This is a genomic window from Saccharopolyspora thermophila, from assembly GCF_014646075.1.
GTDB lineage: Bacteria > Actinomycetota > Actinomycetes > Mycobacteriales > Pseudonocardiaceae > Saccharopolyspora > Saccharopolyspora thermophila.
The window spans coordinates 109,473-134,068 of the sequence record NZ_BMMT01000002.1; the positions used below are offsets into that span (position 1 = coordinate 109,473).

At 72.0% G+C, this 24,596-nt stretch carries 21 protein-coding genes and 1 pseudogene; 15 read left to right on the plus strand and 7 right to left on the minus strand.

Features of this window, described 5'->3' with window-relative positions; genetic code table 11:
- Positions 1-19 precede the first annotated feature (19 nt).
- Both IEY17_RS03905 and IEY17_RS03910 read right to left on the minus strand, forming a co-directional pair.
- Positions 20-562, minus strand: coding sequence for a DUF3515 domain-containing protein (locus IEY17_RS03905; RefSeq protein WP_188985547.1), 543 nt, complete (start codon positions 560-562; stop codon positions 20-22).
- A gap of 134 nt (positions 563-696) precedes the next feature.
- On the minus strand, positions 697-930 hold the full coding sequence (locus IEY17_RS03910; RefSeq protein ID WP_188986267.1) for an Lrp/AsnC ligand binding domain-containing protein: 234 nt from the start codon (positions 928-930) through the stop codon (positions 697-699).
- Between the two features lie 97 nt (positions 931-1,027).
- On the opposite strand from IEY17_RS03910, the gene IEY17_RS03915 reads away from it, so the two are divergent.
- Positions 1,028-1,993: a thiamine-phosphate kinase gene (locus tag IEY17_RS03915; protein ID WP_188985549.1), complete on the plus strand. Its 966-nt coding sequence runs from the start codon at positions 1,028-1,030 to the stop codon at positions 1,991-1,993.
- Between the two features lie 53 nt (positions 1,994-2,046).
- Here IEY17_RS03915 and IEY17_RS03920 read toward each other — a convergent pair whose 3' ends face one another.
- A complete protein-coding gene (locus IEY17_RS03920) occupies positions 2,047-3,381 on the minus strand; it encodes an MFS transporter (protein WP_188985551.1) in 1,335 nt (444 codons plus the stop codon).
- Between the two features lie 372 nt (positions 3,382-3,753).
- Between IEY17_RS03920 and IEY17_RS03925 the strand changes: the two genes are divergently transcribed.
- The 11 genes from IEY17_RS03925 to IEY17_RS03975 all read left to right on the plus strand — a co-directional run bounded on the left by IEY17_RS03925 (position 3,754) and on the right by IEY17_RS03975 (position 18,059).
- Positions 3,754-4,428 (plus strand): uracil-DNA glycosylase, encoded by a 675-nt coding sequence (locus IEY17_RS03925; protein ID WP_188985553.1) that lies wholly within the window; start codon positions 3,754-3,756, stop codon positions 4,426-4,428.
- A 99-nt stretch (positions 4,429-4,527) separates the two neighbouring features.
- On the plus strand, positions 4,528-5,109 hold the full coding sequence (locus IEY17_RS03930) for an Rv1733c family protein (RefSeq protein WP_188985555.1): 582 nt from the start codon (positions 4,528-4,530) through the stop codon (positions 5,107-5,109).
- Positions 5,110-5,289: 180 nt separating this feature from the next.
- On the plus strand, positions 5,290-6,849 hold the full coding sequence (locus IEY17_RS03935; RefSeq protein WP_188985557.1) for a DAK2 domain-containing protein: 1,560 nt from the start codon (positions 5,290-5,292) through the stop codon (positions 6,847-6,849).
- 139 nt (positions 6,850-6,988) lie between these two features.
- Complete coding sequence (locus tag IEY17_RS03940; protein WP_188985559.1) at positions 6,989-7,336, plus strand: GntR family transcriptional regulator; 348 nt, start codon at positions 6,989-6,991, stop codon at positions 7,334-7,336.
- Between the two features lie 43 nt (positions 7,337-7,379).
- On the plus strand, positions 7,380-8,330 hold the full coding sequence (locus IEY17_RS03945) for a DUF1648 domain-containing protein (protein ID WP_188985561.1): 951 nt from the start codon (positions 7,380-7,382) through the stop codon (positions 8,328-8,330).
- 11 nt (positions 8,331-8,341) lie between these two features.
- Positions 8,342-9,220, plus strand: coding sequence for a CPBP family intramembrane glutamic endopeptidase (locus IEY17_RS03950; RefSeq protein WP_188985563.1), 879 nt, complete (start codon positions 8,342-8,344; stop codon positions 9,218-9,220).
- Positions 9,221-9,269: 49 nt separating this feature from the next.
- Positions 9,270-9,725, plus strand: coding sequence for a hypothetical protein (locus tag IEY17_RS03955; protein ID WP_188985565.1), 456 nt, complete (start codon positions 9,270-9,272; stop codon positions 9,723-9,725).
- Positions 9,726-9,791: 66 nt separating this feature from the next.
- A complete protein-coding gene (recG, locus tag IEY17_RS03960; protein WP_188985567.1) occupies positions 9,792-12,029 on the plus strand; it encodes an ATP-dependent DNA helicase RecG in 2,238 nt (745 codons plus the stop codon).
- Between the two features lie 220 nt (positions 12,030-12,249).
- A complete protein-coding gene (locus tag IEY17_RS03965; RefSeq protein WP_188985569.1) occupies positions 12,250-15,627 on the plus strand; it encodes a pyruvate carboxylase in 3,378 nt (1,125 codons plus the stop codon).
- A gap of 185 nt (positions 15,628-15,812) precedes the next feature.
- Positions 15,813-16,343, plus strand: coding sequence for a hypothetical protein (locus tag IEY17_RS03970; protein ID WP_188985571.1), 531 nt, complete (start codon positions 15,813-15,815; stop codon positions 16,341-16,343).
- 306 nt (positions 16,344-16,649) lie between these two features.
- Positions 16,650-18,059, plus strand: coding sequence for a M20/M25/M40 family metallo-hydrolase (locus tag IEY17_RS03975; protein WP_188985573.1), 1,410 nt, complete (start codon positions 16,650-16,652; stop codon positions 18,057-18,059).
- Here IEY17_RS03975 and IEY17_RS03980 read toward each other — a convergent pair whose 3' ends face one another.
- The 4 genes and pseudogenes from IEY17_RS03980 to IEY17_RS03990 all read right to left on the minus strand — a co-directional run bounded on the left by IEY17_RS03980 (position 18,060) and on the right by IEY17_RS03990 (position 22,602).
- On the minus strand, positions 18,060-19,205 hold the full coding sequence (locus IEY17_RS03980) for a cytochrome P450 (RefSeq protein WP_188985575.1): 1,146 nt from the start codon (positions 19,203-19,205) through the stop codon (positions 18,060-18,062). It lies immediately after the preceding gene.
- A gap of 383 nt (positions 19,206-19,588) precedes the next feature.
- Positions 19,589-20,175: pseudogene (locus IEY17_RS25190) on the minus strand (hypothetical protein).
- On the minus strand, positions 20,139-20,507 hold the full coding sequence (locus IEY17_RS25195) for a dihydroxy-acid dehydratase domain-containing protein (RefSeq protein WP_229679828.1): 369 nt from the start codon (positions 20,505-20,507) through the stop codon (positions 20,139-20,141). Before IEY17_RS25195 ends, IEY17_RS25190 begins: the two are co-directional and overlap by 37 nt.
- A gap of 43 nt (positions 20,508-20,550) precedes the next feature.
- Positions 20,551-22,602 carry a HelD family protein gene (locus IEY17_RS03990; protein ID WP_188985576.1) on the minus strand — a complete coding sequence of 684 codons (2,052 nt, stop codon included), beginning with the start codon at positions 22,600-22,602 and terminating at the stop codon, positions 20,551-20,553.
- A 173-nt stretch (positions 22,603-22,775) separates the two neighbouring features.
- Between IEY17_RS03990 and rsmD the strand changes: the two genes are divergently transcribed.
- The 3 genes from rsmD to IEY17_RS04005 all read left to right on the plus strand — a co-directional run bounded on the left by rsmD (position 22,776) and on the right by IEY17_RS04005 (position 24,422).
- Entirely contained in the window at positions 22,776-23,351 is a 576-nt protein-coding gene (gene rsmD, locus IEY17_RS03995; RefSeq protein ID WP_188985578.1) for a 16S rRNA (guanine(966)-N(2))-methyltransferase RsmD, read from the plus strand.
- 54 nt (positions 23,352-23,405) lie between these two features.
- The gene (gene coaD, locus IEY17_RS04000; protein WP_188985580.1) at positions 23,406-23,897 is read left to right on the plus strand and encodes a pantetheine-phosphate adenylyltransferase; all 492 of its coding nucleotides are present in this window, start codon (positions 23,406-23,408) and stop codon (positions 23,895-23,897) included.
- Between the two features lie 111 nt (positions 23,898-24,008).
- The gene (locus IEY17_RS04005) at positions 24,009-24,422 is read left to right on the plus strand and encodes a guanyl-specific ribonuclease (RefSeq protein WP_229679829.1); all 414 of its coding nucleotides are present in this window, start codon (positions 24,009-24,011) and stop codon (positions 24,420-24,422) included.
- Positions 24,423-24,596: the final 174 nt, after the last annotated feature.

Below are 24,596 nucleotides of genomic sequence, written 5' to 3' on the forward strand. Positions count from 1 at the left end.
GTTGCGGCCGCGTAGCGGGTCAGCGGAAGACGGGCTGTTTCGGCAGCGTGTCGCGCAGGATCGCGGAGAGGTCCTGCAGCGGGCCGGTGCCGGTTCCGCCGGGGGCGCTGAGTGCCACGTAAACCGGGCGGTCGACGGCCAACCAGGAGGTGTCGCCGCCCTGGCTGATCTCCAGCCAGCTCACCCCCGAGACGTCCAGCAGCTGCGACGTCGGCGTCAGCTCCGCCGGTGCGTCGATGCCGCACCGCACCGTCACCGGGTCGTGCTCGGCGTCGCCCCACGCCACCGTCGCCGGGGGCGCGGGCTGCGCCAGCTCGCGGCGCGGCACCCGCGCGCCGGCCACGGTCAGCTCCCGCGGCAGCGCGGCCAGGACCGCGGCGCACTCCGGCGACGTCGCCTGGGGCGCGGGGATCGGCGCGAGCGCCAACGGCCCGCTGCGCCGGGCCTGCTCGGCCGCTTCCGCGGCCTGCTGCTCCTGGCGCGCGCCGTACCAGCCGTAGGCGCCGATCCCGGCGACCGTCAGGGCGAGGAGTGCACCGAGCGTGATCGCCACGATCAACACCGGCCGGGGCACTCCGGGCGCTGATTGGTGAACCACGTCGTCCACTACAGCACGGCCGCCGGTGCCCGCCGGCACCGGCCTGGCCGCGCGAAGGAGGTGCGGGGCCCGGTTCTACCGGGGCGACCGCCCACTCGTCACAGGTGCACCACCGGACACGTCAGGGTGCGGGTGATGCCCTCCACGTTCTGGATCCTGGCGACGACCATCTTGCCGAGCTGGTCGACGTTCTCCGCCTCGGCGCGGACGATCACGTCGTAGGGGCCGGTGACGTCCTCGGCGCTGATGACGCCCGGCGACCCGGCGATCTCGGCGGCCACCGCCGCCGCCTTGCCGACTTCGGTCTGGATGAGGATGTATGCCTGAACCACGGCGTGCCCCTTCGTCTCGCCCATGTGCTCGGGGTAGGAAACTGGCAGAAAGCTACCCCATCGGACCGAGCGGATGCTCAAGGAAGGAAGGTCCCAGTTGGGTCCTGATCCGTCGCAGGACGCACAGACCGTTTCCCAGGTGGGTGAGTTCGGTCTCATCGATCGGGTGACGGCTGGCCGGGAATTCCCGCCGGGCACGGTGCTCGGACCAGGGGACGACGCGGCCGTCGTGGCCGCCCCGGACGGCCGGGTGGTCGCCACCACGGACGTGCTCGTGGAGCAGGTGCACTTCCGTTTCGACTGGTCGACCCCGCACCAGGTGGGGCGCAAGGCGGTCGCGGTCAACCTCTCCGACATCGCCGCCATGGGCGCGGTGCCGACCGGGCTGCTGGTCGGCCTGGGCTGCTCGCCGGACCTGCCCTGCCACGTGGTCGACGAGCTGGTCGAGGGCATGTGGGAAGAAGCACAGCAGGTCGGCATCGGCATCGTCGGGGGCGACATGGTGTCGGCGACCTCACTGACGATCTCGATCACGGCGCTGGGCGACCTGCAGGGCCGGGAGCCGGTGACGCGCTCCGGGGCGCGGCCCGGGGACGTGGTGGCGGTGGTCGGCCGGCTGGGCTGGTCGGCGGCCGGGCTGGCCGTGCTGGGGCGGGGTTTCCGCTCCCCGGTGGCGGTGGTCGGGGCGCACCGCGTCCCGGAGCCGCCGTACGCGGCCGGGCCGCAGGCGGCCGCCGCGGGCGCGACGGCCATGGTGGACACCTCCGACGGGCTGCTGGCCGATCTCGGGCACATCGCGGCCGCCTCGCAGGTCGCCATCGACATCCGCACCGAGCAGGTCGAGGTCCCGCAGCGGCTGAACGAGGTGGCCTCGGCGCTCGGCGCCGACGCGCGGCACTGGGTGCTCACCGGCGGCGAGGACCAGGCACTGGCCGCGACGTTCCCACCCGACCGCCCGCTGCCGGAGGGCTGGCGGGCCGTGGGCGTGGTCGCCGAGGGCTCGGGCGTGACGGTCGACGGCGCGGTCTACGAGGGGCCGTCGGGCTGGGAGCACTGGCGCTGACGCGACGGACCCCGGTGCGCGGTCGCACACCGGGGTCCGTCGGGGCGAACGGGTCAGGACGCCGGGGACGTCGCCGGGGCCGGTGCGTCCTGCATCAGCGGCTGGCGCGCCGTCTCCTTCAGCAGCAGGATCGGCACCAGCGCCACCAGCGCCGCGCCCATCAGGTAGAAGGCGGGGAAGAGGCTGTTGCCGGTGGACTGCACCACCGCGTCGTTGACCAGCGGCGCGGTCCCGCCGAACGCCGCGGTGGAGATGTTGTAGCCGACGCTGAAGGCCGCGTAGCGGACCTTGGTCGGGAACATCGCCGGTAGCGTCGCGGCCAGCGGGCCGATCAGCTGCACGTGCCCGATCGCCAGCAGCCCCAGACCCAGCACCGTGGTCGGCACGGTGGCCTGCGCGATCAGCAGGAACGCCGGGACCGGCAGCACCAGGAAGCAGATCGCCGCGGACAGGAACAGTGGCTTGCGACCCACCCGGTCCGACAGCGCGCCGACCGGCGTGATGACCACCAGCATGAAGGCCACCGTGAGCAGCAGCGGCACCAGGACCTGGTACTCCTGCCCGTCCGGGACGTGCAGGGTGCTCTTCAGGTAGGTCTCCATGTAGGTGAGGATCGTGTAGTTGGCGACGTTGATGAGCACCACGATGCCCATCAGGATCAGCAGCTGCCGCCACCACTCGCGGACGAGGTCCTTCAGCGGGGACTTGGCGACCTTGTGGCTGGCCTCCAGGTCCTTGAACGCCGGGGTGTCCTCCAGCCTGGCCCGCAGGTAGAGCCCGACGGCGCCGAGCGGACCGGCGATCAGGAACGGAATACGCCAACCCCAGCTCGCCATGTCGGCGCTGTCCAGGTTGAGGATCAGGATTGTCGGCACCAGCGCACCGAATCCGAATCCGACGAGCGTGCCGAATTCCAGCCAGCTGCCCCAGAAGCCGCGCCGCCGGTCGGGTGCGTACTCGGCGATGTAGGTGGCCGCGCCGCCGTATTCACCTCCGGTGGAGAAGCCCTGCAACAACCGGCACAGCAGCAGCAGCATCGGCGCCACGATGCCGATGGTCTGGTAGGTGGGCAGCAAACCGATGACGAACGTCGAGCCGGACATCAGCAGGATCGTCACGGCCAGCACCTTCTGCCTGCCGATCCGGTCGCCCAGCGGGCCGAAGAACAGGCTGCCCAGCGGCCGGAACAGAAACGAGATCGCGAAGACGCCGAAGGCGGAGACGGTCTCCCACGGTCCGGGGAAGAACTGATGGCCCACGTAGGCGGCCACGTACGCGTAGACGCCGAAGTCGTACCACTCCGTGCAGTTGCCGATCGCGGCTGCGCCAACGGCCCGGCGCAGCAGTGATCTTTGCTCGGGTGTTTCGGCTGTTTCCGGCGAAGTCATGAGTTTGCGGCCCACCTCCGGGTCATGCCAGCCACGGTCGTGGTCGATTCGAACTCCGCAGAACCTAGCCGAGCGACCAGTGGGAGGCCACCAAAACAGCACACAACGCTTTGGAGATGGTATTCCGCTTATGCGGAATCTCACCGTTCGAGCGCCGTCGGTGTCGTGTCTGACGAGCGACCGATTTGCCCGCCGAAATAGCGGTATGACAGGCGAAAATGACACTATCGGGTGTGCTGTGGATACCGCGCGAAACCGCATGAGGCGTGACGTTACTTCTATAGAATGTGATTTGCGTCACGTTTGTGTGCTCGGCGAGTACCGCGGGGCCCGTCGCCGGACTGATCGTGGATCTCGCTACGGTGTTCAGCCATGGCCGCACGTCCGCTGAGCGAACTCGTGGAGGCCGGTTGGGCGCGAGCTCTGGAACCGGTCGCCGACCAGATCAAGGCGATGGGTGAGTTTCTGCGCGCAGAGGTCGCCGCCGGGCGCACCTACCTGCCTGCCCCGGAACACGTCCTGCGTGCCTTCCAGCAGCCGTTCGACGAGGTCCGGGTGCTGATCGTCGGCCAGGACCCGTACCCCACCCCGGGCCATCCGGTGGGGCTGAGCTTCTCGGTCGCGCCCGGCGTCGCACCGCCGCGCAGCCTGGTCAACATCTTCCGCGAGTACACCGACGACCTCGGCTACCCCACGCCCTCCAGTGGTGACCTCACGCCGTGGACCGAGCGTGGCGTGCTGTTGCTCAACAGGTCCCTGACCGTGCGGCCCCACAAGCCCGGTTCGCACCGCGGCAAGGGGTGGGAAAAGGTCACCGCGCAGGCCATCAAGGCGCTTGCCGCACGCGACGAACCGCTGGTGGCGATCCTGTGGGGCCGCGACGCCCGCGACCTGCGGCCGCTGATGCCGGGCGTGGACTGCATCGAGTCGGCGCATCCCAGTCCGATGTCCGCCGACCGTGGTTTTTTCGGCAGCCGCCCGTTCAGCCGGGTCAACGAGCTCCTCGCGGCGAAGGGCGTCGAGCCCATCGACTGGAAGCTCCCGTAGACAGCTGTTCGCCCTGCTCGCGGCGGATGGCTTTCGGTCCGGGCGGGTCGTACATTGGCCCTTGCCGGATGATGTGTTCGGGGCGGAAGAAGGCTCGTCATGGGAGCCGACCGGAACCGCGACGGCCTGCGGCGCCTGCTTCGCCGGGTGTTCCCCGGCGCGAACCCGCTGCGCCGGCGCACCGACTACTTCGAACCGATCGCCCTGGTCTTCGCGGTGCTCTCGGCCGTGGCCGCCATCGTGCTGGCGACCGTGGTGGCGCAGGGCGAACTGCGCGGTCGGCTCGCCCAGGTGGAGCGCGAGCACGCGACCAGGCAGCAGGTGGTGGCCACGGTGGTCGCCGAGGTCGGCAGCACGACGGCGCAGCGCTCGGTGGCGGTCCGGTGGGGCGAACCGCCGGACGAGCGGTTCGCGGTCGTCGAGCTGCCGACCCGCGCCCCGGTGGCGGGCACGGTCCCGGTCTGGCTGGACCAGGGCGGTCAGCCCACCTCGCCACCGATGACCAGCGCGCAGGCCACGCAGGCGGCGGGCCTGGCCGGCGCGGCAGTCCTCATCGGATCGGCACTCACCGTGGTGGTGCTGGTGACGATCGCCAGGCTGTGGGTGACCAGGCGTCGCCTGGCCGCCTGGGCGGCGGAGTGGGCGATCGTCGGCCCGCAGTGGCGCAGGCACGCGTCGTAGCGACGCGTCGGCCGCAACCTTTCCCGCCTCGCGTGCACGCACGCGATCCTGCGTGAGTGCTGCCGCGGTGGCGGCGTTCCACGGTCCGGTGGGTTCGCCGGCCCAGGCCCGTGAGGCGGGCCGGCTTCACGCAGCGACTAGTCTCGGACAATCCGTTCGTGGTTGCGTGGGAGGTCCCGGGTGTTGCGGACGTTGAACGCGGCGGCTGCCCGCCGCTGGGTGGACCTGGCGCTGGCCGCGCTGGCCGTCGAGCGGGAGGCGATCGACCGGATCAACGTCTACCCGGTGGCCGATGGCGACACCGGCACGAACCTGCTGCAGACCATGCGGGCCGCGGTCACGGAGCTCGACGCGGCCGAACCGGACACCCTTGGTGGGGTGCTGACGGCCCTGGCCAAGGGGGCGCTCGGCGGCGCCCGCGGCAACTCGGGAGTGCTGCTGTCGCAGGCGCTGCGCGGCATGGCCGAGCAGTTGCGGGATGTTCCGGCGGCCGACGGCGCGGACATCGGTGCGGCCCTGGTCAGGGCCGCCGAACTCGCCCGGGAGGCGGTGGCCGAACCTGCGGAGGGCACCGTGCTGTCGGTGCTGCACGCGGCCGCGTGCGCAGCGCAGGGGGCTGAGCAGCTGGACGTCGTCGTACACAACGCGACCCGGGCCGCGATCAGCGCGTTGGCCGCGACACCGGCGCAGTTGCCGGTCCTGGCGGACGCGGGGGTCGTCGACGCCGGCGGGCGCGGCCTGGTGGTCCTGCTCGACGCGTTGCACGCCGTGGTGCGCGACGGCGAACGGCTGGCGCCCAAGGCGCCGGTCGCCGGTGAAGCGGGTGTGCTGGAGCACGAGTCGCAGTACGAGTACGAGGTCATGTACCTGCTCGCGGATACCGACCCCGCACGGGTGGCGGGCCTGCGGGAGGCGTTGTGCGGCATCGGCGACTGCGTGTCGGTGGTCGGTGACGGGCTGGCGTCGTGGGCGGTGCACGTGCACTGCGACGACATCGGCGCGGCGATCGAGTCGGGGATCGGGGTCGGCCGGGTGCACCGGATCAAGGTGACCCGGTTCGCCGACCAGCGCCGGGCGTTCGCCCGCGAGGTCGCGGTGCTCGCCTGTGTCCCCAGCGGTGCGCTGGGCGAGCTGTTCGCCGCCGAAGGCGCGGACGTCCTGGTCGTCGACGCGGAGCCGTCCGCAGAGCAGGTGCGCGAGGCGTTCGCCGCCACGGGCGCGGCGCACGTGGCGGTGCTGCCCAACGACGGCGCGGTGACCGCGGTGATCGAGCAGGTCGCGGCCGAGGTCATCGGCGATGGCCAGGACGTGGTGGTGGTGCCGACCGCCTCGCCGGTGCAGGGGCTGGCCGCGCTCGCCGTGCACGATCCGGGGCGGCGGCGGGCCGACGACCAGGTGGCGATGGCCGAGGCGGCCGCCGCGACTCGGCGCGGCGAGCTGCGCATCGCCGAGGCGGAGGCGCTGACCTGGGTGGGCCGCTGCCGACCGGGGGACGTGCTGGGGCTGGTCGACGGCGAGGTGGTGCTCATCGGCGACAACCTGCTGGCGGCGGCCCGTGACCTCGCCGAGCGGATGCTCACCACCGGCGGCGAGCTGGTGACCGCGCTGGTTTCCGACGACGCCCCGGCGGGGCTCCCGGACGACCTCGCCGAGCACCTCCGCCGGGCCCATCCCGAGGTGGAGTTCACCCACTACCCGGCGGGCACCCTGCATCCCCGCCTGCTCCTCGGAGTCGAGTGAGGCGACGCGAGAGCCATCCCCGTGAGGGAACCTTCCGGGTTTGCCGGAACTTGGTGCGGAATCCGGTCGAAGGTCCCCGGTGCGGGTGCTTGCGCGGTCGTGACCGGAAGACGTGAATGATGCTAGTTTTATTAGCATCATGTTGCTCTCGTTGGATCTGCACGACCAGCGTCCGCTGCACGAGCAGGCAGCCGACGCCCTCCGCCGCGCCATCGCCGAGGGCGAGGTGGCTCCCGGTGACCGGTTGCCGCCCGCGCGGGATCTCGCGGTCGCGCTGCAGATCAACGCCAACACCGTGCTGCGGGCGCTGCGCCAGCTCCGAGAGGAGGGACTGCTGGAGTTCCGGCGGGGACGGGGCGTGACCGTGCTGCGCCGTCCCGATCCGCGCGCCGCGCTCCAGCAGAAGCTGCGGGAGCTGCTCGCCGAGGCGGCGCGGCACGGCTACGGGCCGGACGACGTCGCCGCGTGGATCGAGGAGGAGAAGTGAGGAGCTGCCACCCCGCTGCCGAGTCGCCCGGCCGGGAGGTGCCATGAGCCACCTCGTCCGGTTCCTCGTGTCGGCCGTCTGCTGGGTCGTCGCCGTGACCGCGGCCCTGCTGCTCGGCGTGGGAGTCGTCCGCGACCGGCTGCCCGATCCGCTCGCCACGCACTGGGGGTTCTCCGGCGTCCCCGACGGTTTCCAGTCGCGGACCGGTTTCCTGGTCGTCCTACTGGTCGGCTGGCTGGTGATCGCGACGATCGCGGTGGTGTGCGGGGTGCTCGGCCGACGGCAGCGGCGGACCCGGGCCGCGTCCGCGGCGGTCCTGGGCGCGGCCGCGGTGTTCGTCACCGGGATGGCGGTCGCCGTGGTGGCCGCGAACCTCGACGTCGCCGACTGGACGCGGGCCCGCTCGCTGAACTGGCAGCCGTTCGCGGTGCTGGCCCTCGCCGGCGCCGCCGGCGGGATCGGCTGGAAGCTCGGCAACCGCGGCCCCGACGAGACCCCCGAAGCGGAGACGAGTAGCCCCGCACTGGCGCTGAAGGCGACCGAGCGCACGGTGTGGGTGTCCTCGGTGACCAGCCCGGTGCTGCTGTCGATCGGTGGTCTGACGCTGCTCGCGGCGCTGGGGTCCGCGCTGCTGGAAACCCCGGCGGCCGCGATGCCGCTGGCGCTGGCCGGGGTGACCTGCCTGGCCCTGTCGTCGGCGCGGGTGCAGATCGACGAACGCGGGGTGCGCACCGCGTTCGGCCCGCAGCGCTGGCCCGCCCGGCGCATCCACCTGGACCGGATCACCAGCGCGCGGGCGGAGCACCGGCACGCGCTGGGCGCTGGAGGCTGGGGCTACCGGGTGCTTCCCGCCAGCACGGCGATCATGCTGCGCGGCGGCCCCTGCCTGGTCCTGCGGCTGACGTCCGGTCGCGACTTCGTCATCAGCGTCGACCACCCCGAACGCGGTGCCGAGCTGGTCAACGCCCTGGTCACCGAACGCTCGGCGCTGTGAGGGAGGCGGTCGTGGGACGGCGTGACATCTGGCTCTTCCTGCTGGTGGCGCTGGGCGGTGCCTGGCTGGTGGCGCTGCCGGCCTGGGTGGACGGCGGGAACCTCGGTCCGCATCTGGCCTACGTCGGGCCGTTGATGATGCTCACCCCGTCGCTCGGGGTGCTCGCGGTGCGGCTGGTCGACCACCGCGTCCCGGCCCGCCAGTGGGCCCGTGACACCGGCCTGACCCTGGGACCGCGCCCGCGCCACACCGTTGTGCTGGTGCTGCTCGCCTGGTTCGGCACCGTGGTGTTCAGCGTGGTGGTGGTCGCGCTCAGCTCCGCGCTGGGCCTGCTGGCCGTGGACCTCACCGGGTTCAGCCTGCTCCAGCAGGCGCTGACCGCGCAGGGCGTGCCACTCAGTGCCGGAACCGTGGTGCTGGTGCAGCTGCTCGCCATGGTCCTTCTCGCGCCGCTGATCAACTCGGTGGTGGCCTTCGGCGAGGAGTGGGGATGGCGCGGCTGGCTGCTGCCCCGCCTCACCGGCGCCGGGACCGTCCGCGCGCTGCTGGTGTCCGGCCTGGTCTGGGGCGTCTGGCACGCCCCGCTGACGCTGCTGGGCTACAACTACCCGCAGCTCGGGCCGCTGGCAGCGGTGGTGTTCGCCGGTTTCTGCACCGTCTACGGGGTGGTCATGGGCTGGCTGCGGCTGCGCTCCGGCAGCGTGTGGCCGCCGGTGCTGGCGCACGGGGCGTTCAACGCCAGCGCCGGGCTGCCGATGCTGGTGGGATCGGCGGCCGAACCACCGAACCTGCTGGTCGCCGGGAGCACCGGTCTGCTCGGGTGGGTGCTGTTCGCGGTGCTCGGGATGGTCGTGCTGCGCCGCTGGCCGGTCGTGCGCCCCGCCGGCTGACCAGGCGGCTACCGTCGATGCTGGCGGTTTGTCGAGACGGGAGCGCGCAGTGGGTGTCCGCAGGCGGTATCTGTGGTTCGTGGTCGGCTGGACGGTGCTCATCGCCGTGGGCATGGTCGCCGTGCCGCTGGCGCTGCGTTCCCGGCTGCCCGAGCCCCTGGCGGTCGAGTGGGCGTCGTCCGGTGCCCCGGAGAGCTCCAGCTCGTTGCGTGATTTTGTGTTCGGCAAGCTCGTCTGGTGGCTGGTGGTCGCCGCGGTCTGGAGCGTGTTCGGGGTGCGCGGTGTGCTGCGGCGCCAGGGGTTGGCGCTGGCCGGGGCGGCGCTGGGCGTGTTCGGCGCGCTGATGCTCGGCACCGTGGTGCTGACCGCGGTGGCCAACCTCGACGCTCCGGACTTCCGCGACGCGGCGGAGCTGCACGGGCAGGGCTGGCTGCTGCTGGGCGGGCTGCTCGCGGGCTGGCTGGGCTGGCGGTTGGGCCGCCGGGGAGCTCACCACGCCGACTGACGTCGGTGCGGTGGAGATAATCGCTCCTGCGCCCCTGGTGACGACGCGCACGGCGGAGGACAGGCAGTGACCACATTGGACGCGAAGCTGGACCGGGTGCTCGGTGCCAAGACCGGCCGGGCACTCGAATCGGCGCTCGGTCTGGTGAGTGTGGGAGATCTGCTGCGCCACTACCCGCGCCGCTACGCCGAACGCGGCGAGCTGACCGCGATCGCCGGGCTGGAGATCGGTGAGCACGCCACGGTGCTGGCGCAGGTCGAGCGGGTCAGCAAGCGGACCATGAAGTCGCGGCGCGGCACCATCGTCGAGGCCCGCATCACCGACGGCCACCGCTCGCTGACCTGCACCTTCTTCAACCAGGCGTGGCGGGAGCGGGAGCTGTTGCCGGGGCGGCGCGGGATGTTCGCGGGCAAGGTCACCGCCTACCGCAACCAGCTGCAGCTGGCGCACCCGGAATACCAGCTGTTCGAGTCCGACCACGAGGACGTGGGGGCGGCCGCCGAGGAGTTCGCCGCCGCGCTGATCCCGGTGTACCCGGCGGCGCAGGGCCTGCCCTCGTGGTCGATCGCCCGGTGCGTGCGTCAGGTCCTCGACGTCTGGGACGGCACCGACGACCCGCTGCCGGCGGAGCTGCGCGACCGGATGGGCCTGGCCGATTTGGAGTCGGCGCTGCGCAAGATCCACCGCCCGCAGCACTTCCGCGACGTCGCCGCCGCACAGCAGCGGCTGAAGTGGGACGAGGCGCTGGCGGTGCAGCTGGCGCTGGCGCGGCTGCGCGACGCCGCCCTGGCGCACCCGGCGCCGGTGTGCCCGCGGCGCGACGACGGCGTGCTGGCCGCCTTCGACAAGCGGATTCCGTTCGAGCTGACCCGCGGGCAGCAGGAGATCGGCGAGCAGATCGCCGCCGACCTGGCCACCGCGCACCCGATGAACCGCCTGGTGCAGGGCGAGGTCGGCAGCGGCAAGACGGTGGTCGCGCTGCGTGCGATGTTGCAGGTGGTGGACGCCGGACGGCAGGCGGCGATGCTCGCGCCCACCGAGGTGTTGGCCGCGCAGCACGCGCGCTCCTTGCGCGAACTGCTCGGCGACCTGGCGATGGCGGGTGAGCTCGGCGGGGCGGACAACGCCACGCGGGTGACGCTGCTGACCGGTTCGCTGACCGCCGCGCAGCGCAGGAAGGCCCTGTTGGAGGCGGCTTCCGGGGAGGCGGGGATCGTCGTCGGCACGCACGCGCTGATCCAGGACCGGGTGTCGTTCGCCGACCTGGGCCTGGTGGTCGTCGACGAGCAGCACCGGTTCGGCGTCGAGCAGCGGGACGCGCTGCGGGCTCGCGGCGGGGACGACGTGTCGCCGCACGTGCTCGTCATGACGGCGACGCCGATCCCGCGCACGGTCGCGATGACGGTCTACGGCGACCTGGAGACCTCGGCGCTGCGGGAGTTGCCGAGCGGGCGTTCGCCGATCAGCACGAGCGTCGTGCCGGTGGCGGAGAAACCGGCCTGGCTGGATCGGGCGTGGGCGCGCATCCACGAGGAGGTCGCCGCCGGGCACCAAGTCTACGTGGTGTGCCCGCGCATCGGCGACGACGAGGACAACGGTGGCAGGGGCCGGAAGAAGGCCGCGAAGTCCGCTGTGGACGACAGCGACGGCGGGGGTGAGGAGCCACCGCCCGAGGACGGGGCGGACCGGCGGCCGCCGCTGGCGGTGCTGGAGGTCGCCGAGCAGCTCGCGACCGGGCCGCTGCGGGGGCTGCGGCTGGGCGTGCTGCACGGCAGGCTGGCCGCCGACGACAAGGACGCGGTGATGCGCGCCTTCGCCGCCGGTGAGCTGGACGTGCTGGTCGCGACGACGGTCGTCGAGGTGGGCGTGAACGTCCCGAACGCCACCATGATGGTGATCATGGACGCCGACCGGTTCGGCGTCAGCCAGCTGCACCAGCTGCGCGGCCGCGTCGGCCGGGGCAGCGCGCCGGGACTGTGCCTGCTGGTCACCGAGGCGGTGGCGGGCACGACCACGCGGGAGCGGCTGGAGGCGGTGGCCTCCACCACCGACGGCTTCGAGCTGGCCCGGCTGGATCTGGAGCTGCGCCGTGAGGGCGACATCCTCGGCGCGGCCCAGTCGGGCCGCAAGTCCGGCCTGAAGATGCTGTCCCTGCTGCGCGACGAGGACGTGATCGCCCAGGCCCGCGAGGAAGCGGCCCGACTCGTCGCCGAGGACCCCCAGTTGCGCCACCACCCGGGCCTGGCCCGCATGGTCGCCGAGGTGGTCGACGCCGAACGGGCCGAGTACCTCGAGAAGACCTGACCGCGACGCACCGCCGCCTACGCCTGCGGCAGATCCACAAAATTCTGCGGAAGAAAAATCAAGGGAATTTTCTTTCTCGCGCCTCTTGCCTGTGGCTTTCGTTTGTCCTGGTCACCGATGGTGTGAAGGTGTCCATCACTCGGGAGGTTCTCCCGGAAGGAGGAATTTTCGCGGTAGTGTGCTGACACCGACCGACACCCGTCGTCTCGAGGAGTCCGGCATGTTCCGCAAGGTGCTCGTCGCAAACCGCGGCGAGATTGCGATCCGCGCCTTCCGCGCAGCGTACGAACTCGGCGCTGGCACGGTGGCTGTGTTCCCGCACGAAGACCGCAACTCGTTGCACCGCCTGAAGGCCGACGAGTCCTACGAGATCGGCGAGCCCGGCCACCCGGTCCGCGCCTACCTGTCCGTCGAGGAGATCATCAAGGCCGCCAGGCGATCCGGGGCGGACGCCGTGTACCCCGGCTACGGGTTCCTCTCCGAGAACCCCGAACTGGCCCGCGCCTGCCAGGAGGCCGGGATCACCTTCGTCGGTCCCAGCCACGAGATCCTGCAGATGACCGGCAACAAGGCGACCGCGGTCGCCGCGGCCCGCGAAGCCGGCGTACCGGTGCTGGACTCCTCCGCACCGTCGCGCGACATCGACGAGCTGCTGGCCGCCGCCGAGGGCATGACGTTCCCGGTGTTCGTCAAGGCCGTCGCCGGTGGCGGCGGGCGCGGTATGCGGCGCGTCGACGCGCCGCCCGCGTTGCGCGAGGCACTGGAGGCGGCGATGCGGGAGGCCGAGTCGGCCTTCGGCGACCCCACGGTGTTCCTGGAGCAGGCCGTGGTCAACCCACGGCACATCGAGGTGCAGATCCTCGCCGACGCCGCGGGCAACGTGATTCACCTGTTCGAGCGGGACTGCTCGGTGCAGCGCCGCCACCAGAAGGTCATCGAGATCGCCCCGGCGCCCAACCTCGACCCGCAGCTGCGGGAGCGGATCTGCGCCGACGCGGTCGCCTTCGCCCGCAAGATCGGCTACGTCAACGCGGGCACCGTGGAGTTCCTGGTCGATGAGCAGGGCCGCCACGTGTTCATCGAGATGAACCCGCGTATCCAGGTCGAGCACACCGTCACCGAGGAGGTCACCGACGCCGACCTGGTGCAGTCGCAGCTGCGCATCGCCGCCGGGGAGACCCTGCAGGACCTCGGTCTGACGCAGGACTCGATCCGGCTGCGCGGCGCGGCGCTGCAGTGCCGGATCACCACCGAGGACCCGGCCAACGGGTTCCGCCCGGACACCGGCATGATCAGCGCCTACCGCTCGCCGGGCGGCGCGGGCATCCGCCTCGACGGCGGCACCGCGTTCGCCGGCACCAGCGTCAGCGCGCACTTCGACTCGATGCTGGTGAAGCTGTCGTGCCGTGGCCGGGACTTCGCCACCGCGGTCGCCCGTGCCCGCCGGGCCGTCGCCGAGTTCCGCATCCGCGGCGTGGCCACCAACATCCCGTTCCTGCAGGCGGTCCTGGACGACCCGGACTTCGCCGCGGGCCGGGTCACCACCTCGTTCATCGACGAGCGGCCGCACCTGCTGACCGCGCGGCACTCCGCCGACCGCGGCACCCGACTGCTGAGCTACCTCGCCGACGTCACGGTCAACCGCCCCCACGGGGAGCGTCCCAGCACGCCGGACCCGCTGCACAAGCTGCCGGAGCTGGACCTGTCGACCGAGCCGCCCGCGGGCTCCAAGCAGAAGCTCACCGAGCTGGGCCCGGAGGGCTTCGCCCGCTGGCTGCGCGAGTCCAAGGCGGTCGGCGTCACCGACACCACCTTCCGTGACGCGCACCAGTCGTTGCTGGCCACCCGGGTGCGCACCAAGGACCTGCTCGCGGTGGCGCCGCACGTGGCGCGGACGACCCCGCAGCTGCTGTCCCTGGAGTGCTGGGGCGGCGCGACCTACGACGTGGCGCTGCGGTTCCTGGCCGAGGACCCGTGGGAGCGGCTGGCGAAGCTGCGCGAGGCGGTGCCCAACATCTGCCTGCAGATGCTGCTGCGGGGCCGCAACACGGTCGGCTACACGCCGTACCCGACGGAGGTGACCGAGCACTTCGTGCAGGAGGCCACCGACACCGGCATCGACATCTTCCGCATCTTCGACGCGCTCAATGACGTCGAGCAGATGCGCCCGGCCATCGATGCGGTGCGCGCCACCGGCAAGTCGGTCGCCGAGGTCGCGCTGTGCTACACGGCCGACCTGTCGGACCCGAACGAGAAGCTGTACACGCTGGACTACTACCTGCGGCTGGCCGAGCAGATCGTCAAGGCCGGGGCGCACGTGCTGGCGATCAAGGACATGGCCGGGCTGCTGCGCGCCCCGGCGGCGGTGAAGCTGGTGTCGGCGCTGCGCCGGGAGTTCGACCTGCCGGTGCACCTGCACACCCACGACACCCCGGGCGGGCAGCTGGCCACCTACCTGGCCGCCATCCAGTCCGGTGTGGACGCCGTGGACGCGGCCACCGCGTCGATGGCCGGCACCACCTCGCAGCCCGCGCTGTCGTCGGTGGTGGCCGCCACCGACCACACCGACCAGGCCACCGGGCTGGACCTGCGGGCGGTGTGCGACCTGGAACCGTACTGGGAGGCGGTGCGCAAGATTTACCAGCCGTTCGAGGCGGGGCTGGCCTCGCCGACCGGCCGGGTCTACACGCACGAGATTCCCGGTGGCCAGCTGTCGAACCTGCGCACCCAGGCCGTGGCGCTCGGCCTCGGCGACAAGTTCGAGGAGATCGAGGCGATGTACGCCGCGGCCGACCGGATCCTGGGCCGGTTGGTCAAGGTCACCCCGTCGTCGAAGGTGGTCGGCGACCTGGCGCTGCACCTGGTGGGCGCCGGGGTGGACCCGGCCGACTTCGAGGCCGACCCGCGCCGGTTCGACATCCCGGACTCGGTCATCGGCTTCCTGCAGGGCGAGCTGGGCGACCCGCCGGCGGGCTGGCCGGAGCCGTTCCGCACCCGCGCGCTTCAGGGCCGTACCGCGGTCCGCAAGGTGGCGGAGCTGTCCGAAGAGGACCGCGAGGGACTGCGCAGCGACCGCCGCAACACCCTCAACCGGCTGTTGTTCGCCAAGCCCACCAAGGAGTTCACCGAGCACCGCGAGGCGTTCGGCGACACCTCGCTGCTGCGCAGCAAGGACTTCTTCTACGGGCTGCGGCCGGGTGAGGAGTACTCGGTGGACCTGGAGCCGGGCGTGCGGCTGCTCATCGGCCTGGAGGCGATCAGCGAGCCGGACGAGCGTGGCATCCGCACCGTGATGGCCACGCTGAACGGCCAGCTGCGGCCGATCCAGGTGCGCGACCGCTCGGTGGCGTCGAACCTGCCGGTGGCGGAGAAGGCCGACCGGTCCAATCCGGGCCACGTGCCCGCGCCGTTCGCCGGTGTGGTGACGTTGTCGGTCGGCGAGGGCGACGTCGTGGAGCAGGGGCAGACGATCGCGACCATCGAGGCGATGAAGATGGAGGCGGCGATCACGGCCCCGCAAAGCGGCCAGGTCAAGCGCGTGGCGATCGGCGGCGTCCAGCAGGTCGAGGGCGGCGACCTGATCATCGAACTCGGTTGACCCCTGTCCGTGAAGCGGGCCGTTCCACAGCGGGACGGCCCGCTTCGCGTGAGCCCCTTCATGGCTCTGGGGTCAACGTCGTTGGGCGTGGTGGCTGGCTTCGGGGTTTTGGCAACCGGCTGAGGGGGAACGGCGTCCACGAGGTGTCGGCGGATGGTCCGCCATCGAAGGGTGTGGGGGTTGTGATGCGGCGTTGGGTTCGTGGTTCGCTGGGTGTGCTGTTCGCCTTCGGGTTGGTCGTCGGTGGGGGTGTTGCCTCGGCGCAGGGCGGTTCGGGGGTTCGGGACGTGGACTGGCGGAACGCGCAGTACACCGTGCCGCCGGTCGGACCGTGCCCGGAGCAGTTCGTGCCGTTCACCGACGGCGCCGCCGAGGTCGGCAACTGGGTGTACCGGCTCGCGCCTGACCTGCCGGTCGGGTACGCCGACGTCACCGGGGAGGGCGTGGAGGACGCGCTGCTGTTCGTCGAGTGCGGGCCGCGCAACTCGGAGTACTCGCGGGCGCTGGTCGGCGTGACGACCGGTTCGGACGCCCGGATCCAGCCGCTGGGCACCGTGGTGAGCCCGCCGGTGTGGACCCAGGTGCCCAACCAGGTGACCGTGCATGACGGCGACATCGCGGTGCGGATCGAGGACTTCGACACCGGCGCGACCTGGACCGAGCACTACCGGTGGGCGCAGTCCGCCCGGGCGTTCGTGCGCGTCGACGGGCAGTGATCCCGCTCGGCGCGCGACCAGCCCCGGGCGCGGGTGCGCGGCCGAGGTCGCGCACCCGCGGATGACCCTCCTCGGCATGCTTTTTCGGCATGCTTCGCGATTCGCCGCACGGACGCCGCCGCACTCCCCAACTTCCGGCAGACTTCGGACTTCCTGTCCCAAGGTTCGGCAAACCTGGTGGTCGGTCGCCGGGCGAGCGTCCCACCCGTCACCCCGAGAGGTCTTTGTGATGCGGTTGGTCCGTTTGTCGCTGTCGGCGAGATCACCACCGTGCCACGATCCGGGTACTGACCCGGGAGGTTCGGCATGGGACGGCTGGGTGTCGCGCTGGCTGCGCTGCTGATCGCGGCGAGCGTCCCGGAAGCGGGAGCGGCGGATCGGGACTGGCTGGCCCACCGGATGACCACCGGTGGCGACGTCGTGGCGCACCTGGTCGCGCTGGACGCGATCGCCGCCGCCCACGGCGGCACCCGCGCGGTGGGCACCCCGGGTTACGACGCCTCGGTGCGCTACGTCACCGACCGGCTCACCGCCGCCGGATACCGGGTCACCTACCAGGACGTGCCCTACCACGGGTTCCGGCCTGACGTGGAGCGGCTGACCACGCCCGACGGGTCGGCCGTGCGCGTCCTGATGTCCCAGTACGCGCCCTCCACCCCGGAAGGCGGCCTGACCGCACCGCTTGTCGCGCTGCCCGCCGAGGGCGACGCCACGCCCGGCTGCGAGGCCACCGACTTCCCGACCACGGTACGCGGCGCGGTCGCGCTGGTGCGTACCGGTGGCTGCACCACCCCGGACAAGGCCCGCGCCGCAGGCGAAGCAGGTGCGGCCGCGCTGCTGCTGCATGACGTCTCGCCCGCTCCGTGGGCGGTCCTGCGGTTACGCGCGCCGGATTCCGCCATCCCGGTCGGGCACATCACCCAGCTCGCGGCCGAGGACCTCGCCGCGCAGGCGGGGCGGCCGGTCGCGCTGGAACTGTGCGGGCACGACGAGGACGGCACGATGGTCAACGTCTTCGCCGAAACCGCCGGTGGGGACCCGCGCCGGGTGGTGATGGCCGGTGCCCACCTGGACAGCGCCTACGATGGCCCGGGGATCAACGACAACGGCTCCAGCGCGGCGGCCGTGCTGGAGGCCGCGCTGCGGCTGGCGCCCCACCAGCATGGGGTGCCGAACAAGGTGCGGTTCGCGTTCTGGGGCGCGGAGGAGCTGATCAACGTCGGCTCCCGGCACTACGTCGACTCGCTGACGCCCGCCCAGATCCAATCCATCGCGCTGTACCTGAACTTCGAGATGCTGGCGTCCGGCAACTACGCGCACTTCGTGATGGACGGCGACGACAGCGACCACCCGGACACCGGCGGTCCCGGCGCACCGCCCGGGTCCGGTGCGGTGGAGGCGGTGCTGACGCAGGGGTACCGCGTCCAGGGCGTGCCGGTGCTCAGCGCCGACTTCACCACGATGCCCTCCGACAGCGAGGCGTTCATCGCGGCCGGTGTGCCCTCGGGCGGTGCGCACGGCGGCATCCGCGGCATCAAGACACCACAGGAGGCGGCGCTCTTCGGCGGCACGGCGGGCCAGTTCTACGATCCGTGCTACCACCAGCCCTGCGACGACCTAGCCCACCTCAACCGGGACGCGATGCGGCAGAGCGCCCGCGCGGTGGCGTGGGCGGTGGGCCGGTTCGCGGTCTACGCCGACGACGTCCGGCGTTGATCAGCCGGCCCGCAGCGGCAGTTCGTCCAGTCCGCGCTGCGTGGCGGTGGGGCGCTGCCGCACCGGTCCGGCGAGTTCGACGCGGTCGAAGGCGTCGGCCATGGCGTGCAGCAGCACCACGCCGATCCGGTTGGCCAGGTGCCCGCCCAGGCACGAGTGGGCGCCGCGCCCGTACAGCAGGCTCGGTCCCGCGGCCCGGGTGAGGTCCGGTTCGGCCGGGTCCGGGAAGACCGCCGGATCGTGGTTGGCGGCCCCGAGCATGGCGATCACGACGTCACCGCGCCGCAACCGGCGACCGCGCAGTTCCACGTCCGCCAGGCAGAACCGGCTCACCGCCTGCACCACGGGGTCGAGCCGCCCGAGTTCGGCGACGCCGTCCGCGTCGATCCCGCGCACCTGTGAGGTCTTCAGCGGGCCTCGCCGCACCAGCTGGTGCATCACGTTGCCCAGCATGTTGCTGGTCGAGGAGTAGCCCGCGTCGAACACGGCCTTCGCCGAGTTCACCAGGTACCGGTGGTCGATCGAGGTGATGTCGGCCAGTCCGGCGAACATCCCGCTCCGCGCGGTGGAAACCCACCGCGCCACGATGTCGTTGAGGACCTCCCGGGCGGCGAGCGCGGGTTCCCGGCGCCGCGGGTCGAGGCCCGAGTCCATGCCGAGCACCATGGTCCGCGACGCCTCGCGCAGCGGTCGGTCGTCGTCCGGGTACGGCACCTCGCACAGCAGGCACATCGCCTGCAGCGCAAGCGGTTCGGCCACGTCGTCGACGAAGTCGAAAGTGCTTGCGCGGCGCAGCAGTTCGTCGGCGATCCGGCGCACCTCGACGGCCCAGCGGTCCAGGTCCCGACCGCGCAACGCGCGCACGAAGTAGTGCCGCACGGCGGGATGTTCGGGCGGGTCCATGGTCTGCAGGCTGATCACCGAATCCGGGATCGGCAGCCCGAGGGCGCGCGGATCGGAGCCGAAGCAGGCCGGATCGCGCAGCACCCGCACGCAGTCGTCGTGCCTGGTCAGCACCCAGGAGCGCAGCTGCTCGTGCCAGCGCACCGGGTCGGTGGCCCGCAGCTGCGCGTAGACCCGGTACGGGTCGGCGAGCATCTCGGGGGACAGCGGGCGGAAGATCTCCCCGGTGGCGGACGCGGTCATCTGCGCTCCTCGGCACGACTGGGTGATCAGCACCTGCCCGCATCGGGGCTGGCAGGCACCGACCGCCGGATCAGTTCCCCGGGTGTTCTCAGTGGATGTAGGACATGGCGGACCTCCCCTCGGTTTTTCGTACGCGAGTGGTGCATTGGGCCGAACCGGTGGCGTGCTGACGCGCGGGTGGAGATGACCGAATTCGGGTTCGTACCGGCGCGGCACCGTTTTCCCGGGCGCAACCGCCGAATTCTCTGCCCCCAGCGCGATTCGCCCCGCGTCCGCGCGCAACGCTACTCCGGCGTTCCGCGGTTTTTCCAGCAAGTCGCCCGGTTGGCGCACATGCGGAGAGAACCGGAATTTCCGTTGGGCAGCCCCGTGTTCGGCGAACGTCAGTGGATGGCGGGCTCGGGCGCGCCACCCGAACCGGCCAGGAAGTCGAAGTCGCAGCCCTTGTCGGCCTGCGTGATGTGCCTGCCGAAGAGCTTTCCGTAGCCGCGGGTGAACACCGGCTCCGGCTGCTGCCACTCCGCGCGCCTGCGTTCCAGTTCCTTCGGCGGGACGTGCAGGTCCAGGCGGCGGTTCGGCACGTCCAGCTCGATCAGGTCACCGTCGCGCACCAGCGCCAGCGGGCCGCCCGCGAACGACTCGGGCGCGACGTGCAGCACGCAGGTGCCATAGCTGGTGCCGCTCATCCGGGCGTCGGAGATTCGCACCATGTCGGTGACGCCCTGCTGCAGCAGGCGCCGGGGGATCGGCAGCATGCCCCACTCCGGCATGCCCGGCCGCCCAGCGGTCTCGCGCCGCGCAGCACCAGCACGGTGTTCTCGTCCACGTCGAGGTCCTCGCACGTCGATGCGCGACTCCAGGTGCTCGTAGCCGTCGAAGACCAGCGCGGGACCGGTGTGCCGCAACAGGTTCGGCTCGCCGCGGTCGTCTTGATCACGCAACCGTCCGGGGCGAGGCTGCCGCGCAGCACCGCGAGCCCGCCCTCTCGGACAGCGGGTCGTCACGGCGGCGGATGTCCTGCCAGGCGAGCTCGACGGCCAGCCGCCCGGTGGCCACCGCCAGCTGCGGGTGGTGGGAGAACGCGGCCGGGATCGACGACGCGCCGGGCAGCGTCAGGCCCAGCGCCTCGGCCGCGGCGGTCATGGTGGAGGCGGTGCCCATCGTCATGCAGTGGCCGGGGGAGCGGGCGATGCCGTCCTCGATCTCGTCCCACTCCCGGTCGCCGATGACCCCGGCGCGCTTCTGTGCCCAGGTGTCCGAGCCGCTGCCCAGCGTGGTGCCCTTCCAGCGCCCCTTGAGCATCGGTCGGGCGGGCAGGCCGGCGACACTGAGGTTCGTCGCGCGATCAGACCGGCTTGAGGACGGTGAGGAGCTGGGTCGCGCGGCTGAGGGCCACGTAGAGCGCCCGGCGGCCGGTCGAGGACTCCGCCGCCAGCCCGTCCGGGTCCACCACCAGCACCGCGTCGTACTCCATGCCCTTGGCCTCCAGGCTGCCGACCACCCGCAGGCGGTCGGATTTCGCCCCGGACATCCACTCCCGCACCTCGTCGCGGCGCGCCATCGTGGTGATCACGCCGACCGTGCCCTCGGCGGCGGCCACCAGCTCCTCGGCCGCCGACCGCGCCTCCCGCGGCAGCACCTCGGCCGCCGCCTCCCGCACCACCGGCTGCACGCCGGTGCTGCGCACCGCCACCGGAAGGTCGTCGGCAGGCACCAGGTCGCGCACGGCGTCCGCAGCCAGGTCAAAGATCTCCGCCGAGTTGCGGTAGTTCGTGCGCAGCGTGAAGCGGCGGTGCGTGCGCTGCCCGCTCAACGCCTCCCGCCGCGCCTCGGCCGCCTCCGCCGGGTCGGGCCACGAGGACTGCACCGGGTCGCCCACGATCGTCCAGCTCGCGTGCCGCCCGCGGCGGCCCACCATGCGCCACTGCATCGGTGACAGGTCCTGTGCCTCGTCGATGACAACGTGCGCGTACTCGTCGTAGTTGGCCGGGCGCTGCGGCGACTCGGCGGCCGCGTGCGGTTCGTCGCGGCGCCGCCTGGGCGGCGGCCCGGCCAGTACCCGCAGCTCGTCGATCAGCGCGATGTCGGCCACCGTCCACTCAGTCACCTCGGTCCACGACTTGGCCAACAGGTCGACCTCCTCGGCCGACAGCAACCGCCGCGCGGCCTGCGACAGCCGCGCCGGGTCCGACAACCACCGCAGCACCTGCATCGGGTACAGCGGCGGCCACCAGCGCACCAGGAACCGGTGGAACTCGATGCGCTCGCCGATCTCGCTGATCAGCTGGTCCCGGTCCGGCTGGAAGTCCGGCCCCGCGGCCTGCCGGGCCTGCTGCCACAGGGCCTCCAGCAGTGCGTCGGCCGCCCGCATCCGGCACCGGTTCGGCTGCCCGCCCTTGGCGTGCAGCGACCGGCGGATCCGCTTCAGCTCGTCGGCCTCCAGCCTGAGCACCACACCGCGGTAGAACATCTGCAGCTGGTCCGGGGCGTCCGGCGGCGGCAGCCGCAGCGCTCGCCGAAGCACCTTCACCATCCGCGACGACCCCTTGATCTCCGCGGTGCGTGGATCGTCGACCTTGTCGGTGCTGATGCCGTCCAGCACCTCGCCCAGCGCCCGCAGCTCCACGTTGTGCTCGCCCATCGACGGCAGCACCCGCGAGATGTAGGACATGAACACCGGCGACGGCCCCACCACGAGCACACCCGGGCCGCCCAGCCGCCGCTGCTCCCGGTACAGCAGGTAGGCCGCGCGGTGCAGCGCCACCGCGGTCTTCCCGGTGCCCGGACCGCCGGTGATCTCGGTGACCCCGCCCTCCGGCGCCCGGATCGCCTCGTCCTGCTCCTTCTGGATGGTCGCGATGATGTTGCGCATCGCGTCGCCGCGCGAGCGGGTCAACGCCGCCATCAGCGCCCCCTCGCCGACCACCCGCATGTCCGCGGGCGCGCGGTCGGGGTCCAGCAGGTCGTCGGAGAGGTCCACCACCCGCTCCCGGGAGGACCGGATCACCCGGCGCCGCACCACGTTCCGCGGCTGCTCCGGGGTGGCCTGGTAGAACGCGGCGGCCAGCGGCGCGCGCCAGTCCACCAGCAGGTTGTTGAACTGCGGGTCGCGGATGCCCAGGCGGCCGATGTGCACCGTCTCGCCGTCGGCGAAGTCCAGGCGGCCGAACACCAGGCCCTCGGACTCGGCGTCCAGCGCCTGCAACGTGCGGTTGGCGTGGTGCAGCATCACGTCCCGCTCGTTGAGTGCCTCGGGCGTCGCCTCCCGGCCGTACTCGTAGCTCCTGTCGCGCATCGCTCTGGCTTCGGCGCGCAACTCGTCGAGCCGTGCGTAGACGCGGTCGACGTGCTGTTGCTCGACCGCGATCTCGGCCTGCTTGATGGACGCTTCGGACACCTGAGTTCGTTCTCCCCGTCTGGCGCGGTGGGCAGACCAGTCAGCGTACGGCCCGCCGTCGGCCCGCCGTACCGGCTCCCAGGAGCCAAGAAGCTGCGTACCCAGGCGTAAACTGCGCGGAAACCAGCGACCCGCCGAACGCCGGCCCGCAGGGCGTGCGCGACGATGGACGGGTGACGCGGATCGTGGCCGGAAGCGCGGGCGGGCGCCGCATCGAGGTGCCGCCGCGAGGTACCAGACCCACCTCCGAGCGGGTGCGGGAAGCCCTGTTCAGCGCGCTGGAATCAGCCGTCGAACTGCCCGGGGCGCGGGTGCTCGACCTCTACGGCGGGTCCGGCGCGCTCGGTCTGGAGGCGCTGTCCCGGGGAGCCGCGCACGCCACGTTCGTCGAGTCCGACCGCCGCGCCGCCCAGCTGCTGCGCCGCAACGCCGCCGCGCTCGGCTTCCGCGAGGTGCGGGTGGCACAGGCCAAGGCCGAGACGCTGCTCGGCGCCCCGGCCGAGGAACCGTTCGACGTGGTGCTGGCCGACCCGCCCTACGACATCGCCCCCGCCCAGCTGGACCGCGTGCTGGCCGGTCTGGCCGCCAACGGCTGGACGGCCCCGGGCAGCGTGGTGGTGCTGGAGCGCGCCGTCCGCAGCGGCGAGCCGGACTGGCCGCCGCCGCTGCACGCGCTGCGCAGCAGACGCTACGGCGACACCGCGGTTCACTGGGCCGTGCACGCAGAGCCCGACCACTCCGCCTGGTGACCCGTGCCACGTCGTCGTGGGGGCGGCGGCGTGCTGCTGCTACCGTCCCGGCACATGAGGCGTGCCGTGTGTCCAGGCTCTTACGATCCCGTGACCAACGGTCATCTGGACATCATCGAGCGAGCGTCGAAGCTGTTCGACGAGGTCGTCGTCGCGGTGCTCATCAACAAGAACAAGAAGAGCCTGTTCACCGTCGAGGAGCGGCTGGAGATGCTGCGCGAGGTCACCCACCAGTGGCCGAACGTGCGCATCGACTCCTGGCACGGCCTGCTGGTGGACTACTGCCGCGCGCACGAGATCGACGCGATCGTCAAGGGCCTGCGCGCGGTCAGCGACTTCGACTACGAGCTACAGATGGCGCAGATGAACCAGCAGCTGTCCGGGGTGGAGACGATGTTCATGTCCACCAACCCGCTGTACAGCTTCCTGGCCAGCTCCCTGGTCAAGGAGGTCGCCACCTACGGCGGTGACGTCTCCAACCTGCTGCCCCCCGAGATCGAGCAGCGCCTCCGCCAACGCCTCGCCCAGCAGAACGCCGACGGCTGATCCGTCCGGATCAGCGGGCTTCGCACGATGGTGCCCGCTTTGCTTCGGGTTCACGACAGGGCCAGCGGTTGTTCGCATCCGGCTCCTAGCGTGCCGGGCATGAGCCGGATCATGACCAAGACAGTCCAGCTGGCGCTGGCCGCCCTGCTCGCCGTGGCGGGGCTGGTCGGCTTCCAGGAGAGCGCCCTGTCCGCCCAGCCGGTGGCGGCCGTCGCGCAGGAGCCGTGCGGGGACACCTCCGGATTCGAGAAGGTGAACCTGTCGGACCTGCCGCCAGAGGCGACCGAGACGGTGAACCTGATCAAGCAGGGCGGTCCGTTCCCGTACCCGCAGGACGGCCAGGTGTTCCAGAACCGCGAGGGCATCCTGCCGGACTGCGCCGAGGGCTACTACCGCGAGTACACGGTGGAGACGCCGGGCAGCGACGACCGGGGCGCCCGCCGCTTCGTCGTCGGCGAGGGCGGCGAGTACTTCTACACCGAGGACCACTACGAGACCTTCCGCCTGACCGACATCAACGCGTGACCCTCCGCTCGTGGGTGGGCGCCGACCGCGGTGCCCGCCCGCGGGCTGACACGCGGGCACCGGATTTCCCCCGCCCCGCCTCCCGGCGCGGGCAGACTGGAAGTCGGAGCGGTCCGGGATCGGTGATCTCGGGCGTTCTGACATGCTTGCCGCTGCGGCGGCTACGACGGCAGG